Origin of the sequence: Jeotgalibaca arthritidis, assembly GCF_011100465.1 — a bacterium.
Taxonomy (GTDB): domain Bacteria; phylum Bacillota; class Bacilli; order Lactobacillales; family Aerococcaceae; genus Jeotgalibaca; species Jeotgalibaca arthritidis.
Window position 1 is genome coordinate 171,581 of record NZ_CP049740.1, and the last position, 15,419, is coordinate 186,999.

14 protein-coding genes are annotated in these 15,419 nt (G+C 37.9%); all 14 read right to left on the reverse strand.

The window, feature by feature from the left end:
- Positions 1–39 precede the first annotated feature (39 nt).
- Positions 40–744: an MIP/aquaporin family protein gene (locus G7057_RS00875; RefSeq protein ID WP_166160604.1), complete on the reverse strand. Its 705-nt coding sequence runs from the start codon at positions 742–744 to the stop codon at positions 40–42.
- Positions 745–829: 85 nt separating this feature from the next.
- On the reverse strand, positions 830–2,656 hold the full coding sequence (gene glpO / locus G7057_RS00880; protein WP_166163981.1) for a type 1 glycerol-3-phosphate oxidase: 1,827 nt from the start codon (positions 2,654–2,656) through the stop codon (positions 830–832).
- Positions 2,657–2,670: 14 nt separating this feature from the next.
- Positions 2,671–4,185: a glycerol kinase GlpK gene (gene glpK, locus G7057_RS00885; protein ID WP_166160605.1), complete on the reverse strand. Its 1,515-nt coding sequence runs from the start codon at positions 4,183–4,185 to the stop codon at positions 2,671–2,673.
- Between the two features lie 343 nt (positions 4,186–4,528).
- Positions 4,529–5,989: a helix-turn-helix domain-containing protein gene (locus G7057_RS00890; RefSeq protein WP_166160606.1), complete on the reverse strand. Its 1,461-nt coding sequence runs from the start codon at positions 5,987–5,989 to the stop codon at positions 4,529–4,531.
- Positions 5,967–7,346 (reverse strand): FAD-dependent oxidoreductase, encoded by a 1,380-nt coding sequence (locus G7057_RS00895; protein WP_166160607.1) that lies wholly within the window; start codon positions 7,344–7,346, stop codon positions 5,967–5,969. Before G7057_RS00895 ends, G7057_RS00890 begins: the two co-directional genes overlap by 23 nt.
- A gap of 408 nt (positions 7,347–7,754) precedes the next feature.
- On the reverse strand, positions 7,755–8,135 hold the full coding sequence (gene gloA2, locus G7057_RS00900) for an SMU1112c/YaeR family gloxylase I-like metalloprotein (RefSeq protein ID WP_166160608.1): 381 nt from the start codon (positions 8,133–8,135) through the stop codon (positions 7,755–7,757).
- Positions 8,136–8,152: 17 nt separating this feature from the next.
- Positions 8,153–9,340 (reverse strand): hypothetical protein, encoded by a 1,188-nt coding sequence (locus G7057_RS00905; protein ID WP_166160609.1) that lies wholly within the window; start codon positions 9,338–9,340, stop codon positions 8,153–8,155.
- 12 nt (positions 9,341–9,352) lie between these two features.
- The gene (locus tag G7057_RS00910) at positions 9,353–10,180 is read right to left on the reverse strand and encodes a hypothetical protein (RefSeq protein ID WP_166160610.1); all 828 of its coding nucleotides are present in this window, start codon (positions 10,178–10,180) and stop codon (positions 9,353–9,355) included.
- Positions 10,177–10,866, reverse strand: coding sequence for an ABC transporter ATP-binding protein (locus G7057_RS00915; RefSeq protein ID WP_166160611.1), 690 nt, complete (start codon positions 10,864–10,866; stop codon positions 10,177–10,179). Before G7057_RS00915 ends, G7057_RS00910 begins: the two co-directional genes overlap by 4 nt.
- On the reverse strand, positions 10,859–11,230 hold the full coding sequence (locus tag G7057_RS00920) for a GntR family transcriptional regulator (RefSeq protein WP_227004613.1): 372 nt from the start codon (positions 11,228–11,230) through the stop codon (positions 10,859–10,861). Before G7057_RS00920 ends, G7057_RS00915 begins: the two co-directional genes overlap by 8 nt.
- Positions 11,231–11,376: 146 nt before the next feature.
- On the reverse strand, positions 11,377–12,075 hold the full coding sequence (locus tag G7057_RS00925) for a beta/alpha barrel domain-containing protein (RefSeq protein ID WP_076765473.1): 699 nt from the start codon (positions 12,073–12,075) through the stop codon (positions 11,377–11,379).
- A gap of 138 nt (positions 12,076–12,213) precedes the next feature.
- A complete protein-coding gene (gcvPB, locus tag G7057_RS00930) occupies positions 12,214–13,668 on the reverse strand; it encodes an aminomethyl-transferring glycine dehydrogenase subunit GcvPB (protein ID WP_166160613.1) in 1,455 nt (484 codons plus the stop codon).
- Entirely contained in the window at positions 13,661–15,016 is a 1,356-nt protein-coding gene (gene gcvPA, locus G7057_RS00935) for an aminomethyl-transferring glycine dehydrogenase subunit GcvPA (RefSeq protein WP_166160614.1), read from the reverse strand. The genes gcvPB and gcvPA overlap by 8 nt, the downstream gene beginning before the upstream one ends.
- A gap of 3 nt (positions 15,017–15,019) precedes the next feature.
- Positions 15,020–15,403: a glycine cleavage system protein GcvH gene (gene gcvH, locus G7057_RS00940; protein ID WP_166160615.1), complete on the reverse strand. Its 384-nt coding sequence runs from the start codon at positions 15,401–15,403 to the stop codon at positions 15,020–15,022.
- Positions 15,404–15,419: the final 16 nt, after the last annotated feature.

Here is a 15,419-nt window from a genome sequence, read left to right on the forward strand (position 1 = left end):
ACTGCCGTATAGCAGCATGGACTGGATTTTTTACTTTAATTAAATAATACCGTAAACAAGAACAGCTAGAATAGCTCCTAGGATCGGTCCAACAACTGGAATCCAAGCATATTTCCAGTCTGAATCACCTTTGTTAGGGATTGGTAGTAATGCGTGAGCGATACGAGGGCCTAGGTCACGAGCAGGGTTAATCGCATAACCTGTCGTACCACCTAATGATAACCCAATTCCGATAATTAAAACACCAGTAATCAAGTTACCTGCCCATGGGAATGTATCGTAGTTAGAGAATGATAAAATACCAAACATTAATACAAATGTTCCAATTGCTTCACTGATAACGTTGCTAATTGGGTTGTAAATTTCTGCTCCAGTAGAGAACGTTCCTAAAATAGCACCTTGATCTTCAGTAATGTCATAGTGAGATTTGTATTGTAGCCAAACAAGCACTGCACCAGCGAATGCTCCAAGCATTTGAGCTACGATGTAAGGTAAAACTGATCCCCATGCTAATGATCCATTAATAGCAAAAGCGATTGTTACTGCAGGGTTTAAATGAGCTGGACTCATGTAACCTGATACGAATGCACCAATTGTTACTGCGATACCCCATCCAATTGTAATAGACAGCCAACCCGCTCCATTACTCTTTGTTTTGCTTAGTAAATTACCTGCTACGATACCGTTTCCAAGTAATACTAAAACTAAAGTCCCTAGGAATTCTCCTAAAAATTCTACTCCCATATTCTTTTTCTCCTTATGAGATGGAAGTCTCAGCCCCTATTTAAGAGGCTGATCCTCATCTTTTTTATTTTTTTAAGCTAATTTATTAGTTTGCTGCTTTTAATTCTCTTAAATCACTTTCAGCCAAAACACGGTCCAATTCAGCAAGATGTGCTGCTTGTTCTTCTTCGCTCCAGCCTAGGTATTTCGCCATTTCATTTGCAATCGGTTGGATTAAATCATCCATTGTTTCGCGCATGAATAGCAAGTGATTTGTTCTTCTTAAGAAGTAGTCAACTGGTGTTAATACCATTTCTTCACGCATTGCATAGTGAAGAACAAGTGTATCACGTAGTGTTAAGCCTTCAACAGCCTCAAGTTCGTTTGCTAAATTAAAGACACGAGGTGCGTTTGAACCAAACACATTGGCAATGTAACGTGCATCTGCAATATCTAAGCCACGTTTCACACCAAGTTGTGCGAATGTTTCTAATTCGGATTCAACGTTAGCTGGGTTTAATTCGCCGCCTGAAACTGGGTATGTTTTTGAATTAATGAGTCTGTAGTGACGGCTGTGTTGCTCTGCTAATATCTCAATGATTTTACGCATAGCACCTTCTGCCATTTTACGGTAGTCAGTTATTTTACCACCTGCTAACGTTACTAAGCCGTTGTCATCAATATCAAGCGAGCTTCCGCGAGAAATAGATGATGGATTTTTCTCTGATGTATTGCTTTCTATTGCAAGAATTGATTCTGTTACATCATCACGACTCGCTTCTTTGTTTAAATAACGGCTAACTGTTGAAATCAAGTTATCGAAACTTTCTTCTGAGATTGAACCATTATCACCACCATTGTAATCAGACGCATTATTTCCTGAAATAAGTGGTCTTAGGCCTGCCCAGCTGCTTTCTATATCATCTAGTGTAATATTAACATCTGGGAAGCGGTTATTAACGATTCCTAATAGGTAGTCCACGTCTTCTTGGGTTACAATTGGGTGTTTCAAGTCACCCCTGTAATCTGTATCCGTTGTACCGAAGTAAGTTTTGTTTTCGCGTGGAATAACAAATACCATACGGCCGTCGCCTAAACCAGTATCAAAATATGTTGCATTAGGTACTTTAATTTTGCTGTTATCAATCACAAGGTGAACACCTTTAGTTGGGCGCATTTGTTGGATTTGTTGTTCATCGTTATCTAGGTTACGAACAACATCACTCCAAGGTCCTGTTGTATTGATCACGATACGAGCTTTAATCTCGAAATGATTTCCTGTGAGAACGTCCTCAGCTTTTACACCAATTACTTTGCCTTTTTCATCTTTCAAGTAGCCAACAGCTTTCACACGGCTAGCAACTAATGCACCATCTTGGTTAGCACGTTTAATATTTTCAATCACTAAGCGTGCATCGTTGTTACGATAGTCTAGGTATTCCCCCCCACCTAACAAGCCTTCTTGTTTTAACTGAGGAGCACGTTCTAGAACTTCTTCTTTTGTTAGTTCTTTATTTGCTAATGGTGTGCCTGTTACACCAGCTAACAAATCATACAAGTCCATTGCAACTTTCAAGCGGAATTGGCTGAATGTTGAGCCTGGCTCATCATAAACTGGTAATAGCATACGGTCTGCTTTAGGAATATGCGGTGCAATTTGTTGAACGACTGCTCTTTCTTTTACAGTATCTGAAACAACCTCAACATCAAATTGTTTCAAATAGCGGATACCACCGTGAACTAATTTAGTTGAACGGCTACTTGTTCCTTCTGCAAAGTCCTGCATCTCAATTAGACCTGTTTCCAATCCACTTGCTGCAGATTGCAAAGCAACACCTGCACCAGTGATTCCCCCACCAATGACTAGTAGGTCAAGTGTACGATCTTGCAACTTTTCAATTGCCCTTTGACGTGTTTCTTTTGAAAATCTCATCATTTAATCTCTCCTTATTCAGACTCTAGTTCTTCATCTTGTGAAAACACACGGGTTGCGTGAACAGCTTTTTTCCATCCACGGTAAAGTTGTTCTTTACGCGCATTATTCATCGATGGTGTAAATGTTTCGCCAGCTTCGTTTAGTTTTTTGATTTCTTCTAAATCTTCCCAGAATCCTACTGCTAAACCTGCTAGAAACGCTGCTCCTAGGGCTGTTGTTTCTAAATTTTTAGCACGAGCAATTTCAATTCCGATAATGTCTGATTGGAATTGCATTAGGTAGTTGTTCATCGCTGCTCCACCATCAACTTTTAATACTGGAATTTTGATGTCTGTATCGTCTTGCATTGTATCGATAACATCACGTACTTGGTAAGCAATTGATTGAAGAGTTGCCTTAACAAAATCTTCTCTATTCGTTCCTCGCGTCACACCAAATACGGACCCTCGTGCATTTGAATCCCAGTAAGGCGCGCCTAAACCAGTAAAGGCTGGTACAACATAAACTTCATCATTATTAGTTGATTGACGAGCAAGTGCTTCTGATTCTGCTGAGTCTTCAATCATCTTCAGACCATCACGTAACCATTGGATTGAGCTACCCGCAATAAAGATCGACCCTTCAAGCGCATAGTAAATTTTGCCATTGATTCCATAACCAATCGTTGTAAGTAAATTATTTTTAGACATTTGTACTTTGTCGCCAGTATTCATAATGATAAATGAACCTGTTCCATAAGTATTTTTTACCATACCTGGTTCAAATGCTAATTGTCCAAACAAGGCTGCTTGTTGGTCACCAGCCATACCACCAATTGGTACTTCGCCACCGTAAAAGTGGAATGGTATGGTTGTTCCGTATATTTCTGAGTTTGATTTTACTTCAGGTAATAGTTGCGTTGGGATGTTTAATAATTCTAAAATTTCTTCGTCCCATTTCAATTCCTTAATGTTGTATAACATTGTTCTTGCAGCATTTGAATAATCAGTTACGTGTTTAGCACCATTCGTTAATTTCCATACTAACCATGTATCGATGGTTCCGAATAGCAATTCGCCTTTTTCAGCACGTTCTTGTGCTCCTTCAACATTATCTAGAATCCAACGAATTTTTGTTGCTGAGAAGTAAGCATCAATGACAAGACCTGTTTTCTCATGAATCATTTTAGAATAGCCAGCATTTTTTAACTGGTCAGCGATATCAGCTGTTTGACGAGATTGCCATACAATGGCATTATAAATCGGTAGACCTGTCTTCTTATCCCAAATCACGGTTGTTTCACGTTGGTTTGTAATCCCAATACCGGCAATTTGTGTCGGTTTAATACCGCTTTCAATAAATGCCCCTGCAATAACAGATTGAACAGATGTCCAAATCTCATTGGCATTGTGCTCTACCCAACCAGCTTTTGGGAAAATCTGTGTAAATTCCTTTTGGTAGCTACTAACTTTCTCTCCTTTCTTATTGAAAATAATCGCTCTTGAGCTTGTTGTTCCTTGGTCGATGGATAAAATATACTTTTCCATTGAAAGACCCCCTGTTTAATTTTATGGATGATAATGCTTTCATTTGTATAGACAGTTTACCGTTTATCTGCTTGGTGTAACTATCGTTTTTTTTAAATTTTTTAAAAAAAATGAGAGCACTTTCATGAAAGCTTTACTGTATCAACGCTAAAACCAGTTTCTAACAGTGAGAAACTGGTTATTTTTTATAGACTAGGGGATTATAAGTTCAGCCATCAATGTCTAGCTCCCAAGTCCTGGCCTACTGAAAAAAAGATAAATTTGCCCCATTGCGCGCTTCGCTGCTCATTCAGGGTCAAATTTCCTATTTTTTCATAGGCCAAGGCGGACTTGTCCGCTTTTCTTACTTATTTTTATCAGATAAATAGCGATCAATGAGCGCTTCTAGTCGTTGAATATCAAATGAATTAGGCGCTCCCTTTAAAAAGTAATAGGGAAAATGATAGCTTTGATCGTAGACATTCGAAATAACAAGATCAAATTTCCTTTTTCTTTCAAATGGTTCAATCAAAACTAAGCGATTAACTTCGAGAGTCTGACGGAGCACTGATAGTACAGGTAATCGCTTCGTTTCAGACCCCGTCAAATCAACTCCAATCATCAAACTGCGAGGAGTTTGATAAATAACAAATGATAAGACTTCAATCAACCGCCATTTTATTTTGATGTATAAGTCGCCTAAAGCTTGTATCTTTTTTTGATAAAGGTCTTCTACAACTGACTGAATAATCTTCTCAGCTAAATCGGCGTACTCTAGATACATACTGCTCGCAACAATGGATAAATCTTGATTGGTTCGATAAGCGCGATCAAGTAAAGCGCCTTTAAAAAAATACAATTGACCTAGCACTTGATTAAGGGTATACATTCCCTGTTCACTTAAGTTTTCTTCTGAAGAAATAATCGTACGGACGACTCTTAATCCTGTCGTTGTTGCATCGCTCACTGGTCCGCCATAGCCGAGTTTGCGCTCCATAACATGAGGAGGCAAAATAGACATAGACGTCACAAATATAAATTGACACATGGCCTCTTCTTCTTCAATTTCTAGAGCATATCGGCTTAAATAGCGCAACATTTGTTGGCGTACTTGTTGGTAAAATCGATGGGGTAAATAGACCGTCATTAACTGCTTTAAGTGTTTAAAATTTTTCTTTCGAATACCTATCCGCTTTTTGGTAATTGAAAACCATAGGCCTAGCTTAAACTGGTTTGTTTTAGATATTTCACTCGCCCAAAATTGTTGCAGCGCATCCATAATCTCTGTAAATTGCGTTAACCGAAAACGGTGTGATAATTCTTTTTTAGGTATCGTTAGCCAAAAAAGTTGGTAAAAGAAATAACGAATCTGATGCTCTTCGCCTTTTAAACGGCCATTTTTGATACTAAGCCCAAACTCCTCTAACAAGCTATTGAGAGTCGACAGCTGACGGTGCAGTGTTGCTTCACTCACTAATAAGGCTTGAGCCAATTTTTGAACGGTAACTTCTTCGTACTGATAGAGATAGGTTAGAATTTTATTTTTGATTGAAAAAGGTAATAAGAGCTGGATGAGGTCTTCTTTAGTAACATGGTCACCCATCTGAAGCATGAGACGGTCATTTTCAAACTGAATCGACAGTTCAAACTGATTAGTTTGTGCTAATTCATTTAAATCGTCAATATATTTCAGTAATGTCGAACGTGATAGTGACGTTTTAGCCAACACGTCCTTTAATTCTGCCTCAATAGGTTGATTCATGAGCGTTGAAATAAGCATCAACTGGCTCTTTTCTCTCTTTTCAAATAGATCCTCTAGCTGCATCCTCATTCACCTCTTTCACTCGTTTTTCATAACATGAAAAAGCTGCTGCATACAAAACTGGATTAATCACAGACACCATAGAATAATACAGGCAATCTTGAAAAGCTAAATCACGATCAGTCATAGCTGCCTTTATTGCAATTGCAATGGTATCAGCTAAAGGCAAGATGTCAGTTTCTGAATAGAGCTGTGCCCCTAGCAACTGCCCACTTTCTTTTTTTACAATCAATTTAATGGTAACTGGAACTTGGTTGATATCTTCTTGTTGATAAATGCTTGTTCTAATATTGTGGTAAAGCTTGGCTTCTTCCTCCGTCAACCCCACGCTTGCCATAAACAAACCAAACAGCTGTGAACCAACAATACGAACAACATCCGTCATTTTCTCATTCATGCCTAACGCATTCATAGCTGCTAATCGACCAGTCATAATGGCATTATTAACAAAAGGAAGATAGTAATCCCTATTTGTTCCTGCATATGGCACACGAATTAAATCGCCTACTGCATAAATGTGGTCCGCACTAGTTTGCAAGTAATCATCAACAACGATTGTGCGATCGAGATGTGTTTCAAGTTTTTCTTCTATTAGTTGGCTGTTCGGCCGAAAATTATTGGCTAGAACAACATGATCTGATCGAAGTGCTTGTTGTTGAGTTGTGAAGGTAATCAAGCTACCCTTCTCTTCCTTAATCGCTTCGACTTGTTGATTTTTATAAATCGTAATACCACGATTAATTATCCGTTTTTCCAATTCCTCTACCATTTCTGGATCATAATATTTAAATGCCAAGCTCTCAAACGCTTCAACTATGGTCAGCTTTTTTCCAGCCGAATGATAGGCATCCGCTGCTTCTAGCCCTACTTGTCCACCGCCCACAATTAAAATATGTTTAGACTCTTCTAACTTAGCTTGGCTGTCTAGACTTGCAGCCCATGACTTAGTCGTTAAAACACGAGGGTGGTTGGCACCAATTATCCGCTCGGATGTTTGTCTCGCTCCCATCGCTAGAATTAATTTATTAAAATGAATCGTCTCTGTCTTTTCTTGATAATGAACCGCTAATTGTCGATTTTCCGTATCAATATCAACCACTTCATGTCCTAATAATAATTCAATGCCATTAACAACTAAACTTTCTTTATTCACCATCATTTTGTCATTAATCTGTTTTATTCTTCCTTTTAAAACCATATTAATACTACTCGGAATAAATCCCAATTGGTCTTCTCTGTCAATAAGTATGACCTTTGCAGATGGATTTAGTCTTTTTAAGGTTAAGGCACTGGATATGCCTGCAAAAGACGCACCAATAATCGCTATTGTTAATTGACTCATCACTGTCAATCCCTTCATCCTGTAATCGCTCTTATTATTCATCACTATCTTACCAATGTTTTCACTTCGATAGAATAGCGTATGCTAGAAATTGATAAACTTCTAATAAAAAGGTAAGTCATTAAAGGTGAAGAGTGACTAGAATCAAATTTTTATCGTCCTATTCACTCTAAATAAGAAAAGCGGACAAGTCCGCCTTGGCCTATGAAAAAATAGGAAATTTGACCCTAAATTGTCAGGAGACTTCACGCTTCAGCGGGTTAGTCGAATGATATGCGTTAGCGAGCAGCGAAGCGCGCAATGGGGCAAATTTATCTTTTTTTCAGTAGGCCAGGACTTGGGAGCTAGACATTGATGGCTGAACTTATAATCCCCTAGTCTATAAAAAATCAGGAAGCATTTAGCTTCCTGACTCCATTTAAATCATTATTCATGTAGTTCTAAAGGTAATTGATCGGGATCTCTGAAAAAAGTAAAGCGTTTATTATCCTTTTCATCAATCCGAATTGCTTCGCACGAAATACCATGACTCTCTAAATGCTTAATGGCCGCATCAAAATCCTCTACTTGAAAGCACAAATGTCTTAATCCGGTTGCTTCTGGACTAGTCGGACGTTGTGGCGGATTTGGAAAAGAGAATAATTCAATTTGGCTATTACCTAGCTGCAAATCTAACATATAAGAGTCTCTTTCTTTTCGATAGGTTTCTCTAATAACAGGCAACCCAAGTATTTCTGTATAAAAGTGTTTTGAAACTTGATAATCAGATGCGATAATCGCAACATGGTGAATCTGTTTAATATTCATAGTGGCTAACTCCCCTTTTAAAGTTTAAGAGATTTCACACTTAGAAATTGCCGGTCATCATCGTATTGACACTCTAAATAACCACTAAATTCCAACTCCAGCGTTTCGGGATTCAAAATCATCATCCCTATTTTATCATCCATTTCAACATCCCATTGAATCGTTGGCTCATATAAGAGGATAGACCCATCATTAGAATTTTTCTGAACATCTATATAGGCCCATTCAGTAAAAACTTCTGGATCAATCTCAACTTCTTTCTTCAATATAAATGATTCTGTCGCAATATCATAAACATGAACTACAATGGTTTTTCTATCTCTTACAAAATAGTATAGTTTACCATCTTGTCCATGTCTAATAGTCTCTTCATTATTTAAAATGGCTTCATTGTCAAAAAATAGCTCCTTAAAGCTTTGACTAACTATATTGTAGGAATATAGGTGATTTTCTTCTAACGTATCAGTTTCTTCATTGTAGCTTCTTGTTTCAAGAACAAAATCACCCTTTTTTTCATCTACTAAAAATAACTGTGAACTTCCCCAATCGCTAATATCTCCCGTATTAAACTGATCAATCACCTTAGCTGCTTTTGTATCATAGACATAATAATTATTATGATCATTATAACCTTCTGGATCAGTTAGTAAAACATCTAAGAGCAAATAGCCTTGCCACTCATAAATACCATAAAACACAACATTTTGAACAGCTTTCTCAAATTGAACATTAAATTCTTTAACAGTGATTTCGCCACTTTCCTTGTCTAACTCTTCAATATCAATTGATAACTCGGTTATCGCTTCATAACGACGACTACTATAAAAATCTTCGACATAATAAATGCTTGTGTCATTTTCAGCAAAATTTCCTAAATAAAGTGTTTTTCCTCTCATAAAAGACGGATAAGATTCTATGTACTGAGCGATTGAATCTTCATAGTTAAAATAACTACTTTTCATTTGATTATGTTCATCTAATGCCACTGTATCTTTTTTAATAATGATTGGCTTCCTCTGATTTGCTGTATACGAAACAAGATCCGCCTTTAAAACCATATGGTCTACTCGACTAGCATCACCTTCGAGGGTCGTAAACTGAACGTGTCCTAGATTATCTACTTCTTTGGAAGAAATATAGAATATTGTTATGGTAATGAGTGAACATAATACGACAAGCAAAGTAATCCATTTCTTTTGGTTCATCCTATTCTCCTCCTAAACTGATATTTTCTTTTCCAGTAAATAACGTCCAACAAAAATAGCTCCAATACTAATGCCTACTGATAAGACAATGATTAATAAAAGCCACTCAATTGGAAAAAGGTTAAACTGTAGTTCTACATAACTAATATAGATAACAGCTGAACAGGCAAGAATGATTGTCGCTGCACTGCATAATAAGCCCACCCATTTGTAACTTCTCTCCACTAAAATAATAAGGAACAGTACGGATAATGACCCTATGCCAACCGCATAATGAAGAATAAGATCAAGAACATAATTCGGTAAGATTATTCTTAACAATTGATGGGATTGAATAATCTGCCATACTGAGTTAGTTTGAAACACCTCTTTTGGGATCAGCAAGCTTAACAAACCCTGTTCTAAATAAACAAAAATAAGTTGCAAAGCCAATAAGATGACTAACATCACTAGAATAGTTGCTAACTTAGATAGGTAAATACTGATACGGTTACCTGGTAAACTAAGTAGGCGGTAAAAGAAGTTGTTTTTTCCAAACCAGTCTCGGTACCAGATGACAACACAGTAGCCTAGCAGACAAACAATTGCCAACATAATGGAAAAATAAAATATACTGCTCTCACTTATGTTATTAATCATACTAATTGGGCCATAGTCTCTAACGTAGTCCACAATATTCCCTTGCGATTCTCTTTTAAAATACGTCAAATTAGTTTTAAAATGGAAATATGTTAAAAATACTTGACCGATTTGTAAGCCAAAAATGGCAATAATTAACGCTATAAAGCCATATTTAACGCGGTCTAATTCATGAATGAGTAAATTTATAGTCTTATTCATCCTTGATAAACCTCCCTCATGACATCAATAATTGCTTTTCCTTCGTTTTCACGCATGTCCTCTGCATAAAAATCACGTTCAATTTTCCCCGCTTGAAGCATCACAATGCGATCAACTAAGACTTCAATTTCATCAATGTGATGGGTCGCAATTAAAACACCCTTACCATCGACAAACTGGCTAGTAAAGACATCTAGAATTTGTTCGCGAGCAAACACATCGACACCTGAAAAAGGTTCGTCCATTAAGTAGTAATCAGCATCTTGAGCAAGTCCTAGTAAGAAATTCGCCTTGGCTTGGTTACCTTTGGATAGATTTTTTAATTGGTCCTCAGGATTTAATCTGAAGAATGTGAGTAATTCATTTGCTTTCTTTTGATTCCAACGCTCATAGTAAATACTCATAAATTCCATGGCTTCTTTAATGGTCATTGATATTGGGACTGTTAAGCTATCCGCAATATAAGCAACCTTTTCAAAATCATTGTTGGTGATAGGTTGGTTATCAAGCATGATGTGTCCCTTATCAATCGGCATTAACCTCATAATACTATTCATTAATGTGGTTTTACCGGTCCCATTAATCCCTGTAATACAAGTGACTTCATTAGGTTTAATTGTAAATGACACACCATCTAATACTTTTTTTCGTCCAAAACGCTTGTAAACATCACGTATTTCAATCATGCTTAGTAACCTCCTCATAACGGTCATGAATGAGTACAGAAATTTCTTCAGAAGATAGACCGAGCTGTTTAGCTACTGACAGAAACTCATTTAAAGCAGAATCAATCAACTCAATTCGTAGTTTACCAATCGCCGTATTATCTTCTGTTATTCTACTTGGTGAGTTACCTTCTGTATAAATCAATCCCTGTTCCTCCATTTCCTTATAAGCTCTCTGAGCGGTGTTAGGGTTTATTTTAAATTGGGCAGCTAGCTCTCTTCTCGATGGAATTTCACTACCAGCTGCAAAGTTTCCAGCTGCAATCTGTTCTTTGAAATACTGAATAACCTGCTCATAAACGGGGCTTCGCCTATCGAATTCCATTTCTTCCCCACCTTTCTTTCTATGTATCAACCACTTAATACACATCTCTTGTTAACTGTATTATATGCACCATACACCCAACTGTCAATTAGATAATAAAAAAACGGGCTAGAAGTAAAAACTTCCAGCCAGTGTGTCATCCTGTATTATGCTTCTTCTTCGAATTTTTCTTTTTCAACTTCGCGGTATTCTTCCATCTTTTTCTTAAACATATCCGCTACTGAAGGAGGTGTGTAAGAAATTGCATTTGCACCTGCTTCAATGGTTGCTAAAATTTGTTCGTCTGTTCGACCACCTGTTGCAATAATTGGGATTGTTGGATAGTCCTTGCGAATGTTCTTCACAATTTCAACCGTATTCGCCCCACCACTCACATTTAAAATATCAGCTCCAGCATCAATTTTTTCTTGAATATCAGTATAGTCCGACACAACCGTTGCAATAACGGGAACATCAACCATATTATTAATCATACGAATCGTTTCTACAGGTGTTGGTCCGTTTACAACGACAGCTGTTGCACCTAACGATTCAGCAAATAAACTGATATTAGCTGAACGTGCACCATTTGTTTTGCCACCGCCAACTCCAGCAATTACAGGCATGGCTGCCACTGATGTAATGGCTTGAATAATACCAGGATGTGGTGTAAACGAATAAACGGCTAAAACCGCATCTGCATCTGTGTTACAGATAATGGCAATATCCGTTGTAAATAAAAAGGACTTTAATTTTCGTCCATTTATATTAATACCACTACATTTTGTTATAACCTCGGGAACTTCTACAATGTCTTTACGGAGGTCACTAATAACACCAGGAATATGTTTCTTTTCTCTAGCCATAAACACGCTCCTTTCTTTCTTTTCATAGTGTTATTATAGTTGATATTTCCTGAACTGACTAGCATTTGGTAAGTGAATAATGTTAAAAAAGAAGAAAGAATTGACCAGTTTGTGATCAATTCTTTCTTCTTAAATTAATTACTCGGCAAAGTAATTTACTTTAATTTGACGGGCTGCACGCGTTTCATCTAGTCTAGTGACTGGTTGAGTATGAGGTGCTTCTTGAACTAATTCAGGCGTTTGACGGACTTCTTCCGCAATCGCAAGCATTGTTTCAACAAATTCGTCTAATGTTTCTTTCGATTCTGTATCCGTTGGTTCGATCATCATCGCTTCTTCAACGATTAATGGGAAATATACAGTTGGCGCATAGAAATTATAGTCAAGCAAACGTTTAGCAATATCAGCTGTTCGAACACCTAATTTCTTCTGAAGCGTTCCTGATAATACAAACTCATGCTTGCAAATATAATCATATGGCAAGTGATAGGTATCTTTCAAGCGAGCAGCTAAATAGTTGGCATGGAGAACTGCACTTTCTGATGCTTTTCTCAATCCTACTGGTCCCATTGTACGAATATAAGTATAGGCACGAACAAGAACACCAAAGTTACCATAATAAGCTTTTACGCGACCAATGGTATCTGGAAAGTCAGTAACAAGTTCGTAGGTCTTTTCCTTTTTCTCAATTCTAGGAACGGGCAAAAATGGGATAATGTGTTTTTTAACACCCACAGGGCCAGCACCAGGTCCACCACCACCGTGAGGCGTTGAGAAGGTTTTATGCAAGTTTAAATGCACAATATCGAATCCCATTAAACCAGGTGACGTTTTAGACATGATCGCATTTAAGTTGGCACCATCGTAATAAACTAATCCGCCTGCTTCATGGACAATCGCTGCAATTTCAACAATGTCTTTTTCGAATAGGCCTAGCGTATTTGGATTGGTTAACATTAATGCCGCTGTGTCATCGCCAACCTTTTCTCTCAAAGCAACTGTATCAACAAGTCCCTTGTCATTAGTTGGAATACTAATCACATCGTAACCAGCGATATTTGCGCTCGATGGGTTAGTTCCATGAGCACTATCGGGTACAATGACTTTCGTTCGTTGACTCTGACCATTTTTTTCATGATAGGCACGAACCATCATCAGTCCTGTCCACTCACCATGAGCACCAGCAGCAGGTTGAAGCGAAACAGCATCCATGCCAGTGACAACTTTTAAGTCTTCTTGTAGCTCATGCATCAATTGCAAGGCACCTTGAACCGTACTAGCAGGTTGCAATGGATGGATGTTTGCAAAACCATCTAAGCGTGCTGTTACTTCATTTATTTTAGGATTGTATTTCATCGTACAAGAGCCTAATGGGTAAAAACCATTTTCAACACCAAAGTTTTGATGAGAAAGCTGCGTGTAATGGCGCATTAACTGTAGTTCACTCACTTCAGGCAAGCGAGCGGCCTCTTTACGAACTAAGTGGGCTGGCAGATGGTCTGCTAATTTTTTTTCAGCTACATCTGACTGAGGTAAACTATAGCCAACTCGGCCTGAACGACTTAATTCAAAAATTAATGGTTGTTTATTCATGACGTAACCCTCCTAAAATAGCAACAAATTGATCTAATTCAGCTTTTGTTCGCTTCTCTGTTGCACAAACTAAAAGATGGTTAGGTTTCTTGTAATCATTCGCCAATGAATAACCACCAATAATACCCATTTCTAATAACTTAGCATTGGCATGGTCAGCTGAAAATGGTAATTCCACAACAAATTCATTGAAGAATGGACCATCATTCATAATTGAAAAGCCCTTTTCTTTCAATTGATCAGCTAAGTAGCCTGCTTTATTTACATTAAGTTGTGCCATGTCTTGAATGCCTTGCTTGCCTAAAGAAGACATGAAAACTGCTGATGCTAGTGCATTCAATGCTTGATTTGAGGACATATATGAGGTCGCTTTTTCACGACGAATATGCTGTTCACGACTTTGTAAAGTTAATACAAAGCCACGCTTACCTTCTGAATCGACTGTTTCGCCGACCATTCTACCGGGAACACGGCGAACATCTGCCTTGTTTACAGAGAAGTAACCACAATGTGGACCGCCATAAGACATTGACAAGCCAAATGGTTGCGTATCTCCAACAACAATGTCAGCTCCTAAATGTCCCGGTGCTTCTAATAAAGCAAGTGCTAATGGGTTAGCTAGTACAATAAAGCGTGCTTTACTATCAGCTAATAAGTCTTTCACAGCTGCCAAATCTTCAATTGTTCCAAAGAAGTTAGGATATTGAATGACTACAGCAGCAGTGTCATCATTCAATTCTTTTTTCAAAGCTTCTAAGTCTGTATTATCTTTTAAAAGGGGAATCGTAATCATGTCAGTTCCTCTACCCGGTGAAGCAGTTTCAATCACTTCACGTGCTTGAGGATGAACAGCCTGCGAAATTAGAATGCGTTTTTTCTTAGTTGCCGCTTGTGCTAAGCCAACTGCTTCTCCTAGAGAAGCAAAGCCATCGTATAATGACGAGTTCGTTACTGCCATTCCTGTTAATTCACTAATCATCGTTTGGAATTCAAAAATAGCTTGTAATTCACCTTGACTCGCCTCAGCCTGATAAGGCGTATAAGCCGTATAGAATTCTGACCGTGAGATAACCGCATCAACAACAGATGGAATCATGTGGTCATAGCTTCCTGCTCCTAGGAAAATAGGCATTTCATTTGAACTTGTATTCTTTGCTGCTAGCTGTTGCATATGACGCAATAGCTCTCCTTCAGATAGGGGCTGTGGAATAGCAAGCTCTTCAGTCATTCGAATGTCTTGCGGAATATCTGCAAATAAACCGTCAATGGTTTCGACACCAATCGTTTCAAGCATGTCCTTAATATCTTCTTCTGTATCAGGTAAATAACGGAAGAACTGATCAGTCATTACTTATTCCTCCTCCACAAATGTTTGGTAAGCTTCTAAATCCATTAATTTATCAAGTTCACTAAGGTCAGATAAGACAATTTCAATCATCCATCCATCTTCCATAGCAGAATCATTAACTGTTTCTGGGCTGTCATTTAAAACATCATTTTGTTTTGTAATTTCTCCCGATACAGGTGCATAAACATCTGATACTGACTTAACAGATTCAACCGTTACAATGTCATCGCCTGCTGCAATATCGCCTAGTTCAGCAATAAAATCAATAAAGACAATATCACCTAATTGGCTTTGTGCATGGTCTGTAATACCTACTCGTGCAACGTTTTCGTCAATCAGTGTTACCCATTCATGTTCCTCTGTATAATATGTTTTTTGTTCTGCCATTTTAATTCCTCCTAAG

What these genes read in the sequence shown, in the direction of transcription:
- G7057_RS00895 (WP_166160607.1), bottom strand. Translation starts at nt 7,346, where the DNA reads ATGAAGGGATTGACAGTGATGAGTCAATTAACAATAGCGATTATTGGT.
- G7057_RS00920 (WP_227004613.1), bottom strand. Translation starts at nt 11,230, where the DNA reads ATGGAATTCGATAGGCGAAGCCCCGTTTATGAGCAGGTTATTCAGTAT.
- gcvH (WP_166160615.1), bottom strand. Translation starts at nt 15,403, where the DNA reads ATGGCAGAACAAAAAACATATTATACAGAGGAACATGAATGGGTAACA.
- gloA2 (WP_166160608.1), bottom strand. Translation starts at nt 8,135, where the DNA reads ATGAATATTAAACAGATTCACCATGTTGCGATTATCGCATCTGATTAT.
- G7057_RS00915 (WP_166160611.1), bottom strand. Translation starts at nt 10,866, where the DNA reads ATGATTGAAATACGTGATGTTTACAAGCGTTTTGGACGAAAAAAAGTA.
- glpK (WP_166160605.1), bottom strand. Translation starts at nt 4,185, where the DNA reads ATGGAAAAGTATATTTTATCCATCGACCAAGGAACAACAAGCTCAAGA.
- G7057_RS00890 (WP_166160606.1), bottom strand. Translation starts at nt 5,989, where the DNA reads ATGCAGCTAGAGGATCTATTTGAAAAGAGAGAAAAGAGCCAGTTGATG.
- gcvPA (WP_166160614.1), bottom strand. Translation starts at nt 15,016, where the DNA reads ATGACTGATCAGTTCTTCCGTTATTTACCTGATACAGAAGAAGATATT.
- gcvPB (WP_166160613.1), bottom strand. Translation starts at nt 13,668, where the DNA reads ATGAATAAACAACCATTAATTTTTGAATTAAGTCGTTCAGGCCGAGTT.
- glpO (WP_166163981.1), bottom strand. Translation starts at nt 2,656, where the DNA reads ATGAGATTTTCAAAAGAAACACGTCAAAGGGCAATTGAAAAGTTGCAA.
- G7057_RS00905 (WP_166160609.1), bottom strand. Translation starts at nt 9,340, where the DNA reads ATGAACCAAAAGAAATGGATTACTTTGCTTGTCGTATTATGTTCACTC.
- G7057_RS00910 (WP_166160610.1), bottom strand. Translation starts at nt 10,180, where the DNA reads ATGAATAAGACTATAAATTTACTCATTCATGAATTAGACCGCGTTAAA.
- G7057_RS00875 (WP_166160604.1), bottom strand. Translation starts at nt 744, where the DNA reads ATGGGAGTAGAATTTTTAGGAGAATTCCTAGGGACTTTAGTTTTAGTA.
- G7057_RS00925 (WP_076765473.1), bottom strand. Translation starts at nt 12,075, where the DNA reads ATGGCTAGAGAAAAGAAACATATTCCTGGTGTTATTAGTGACCTCCGT.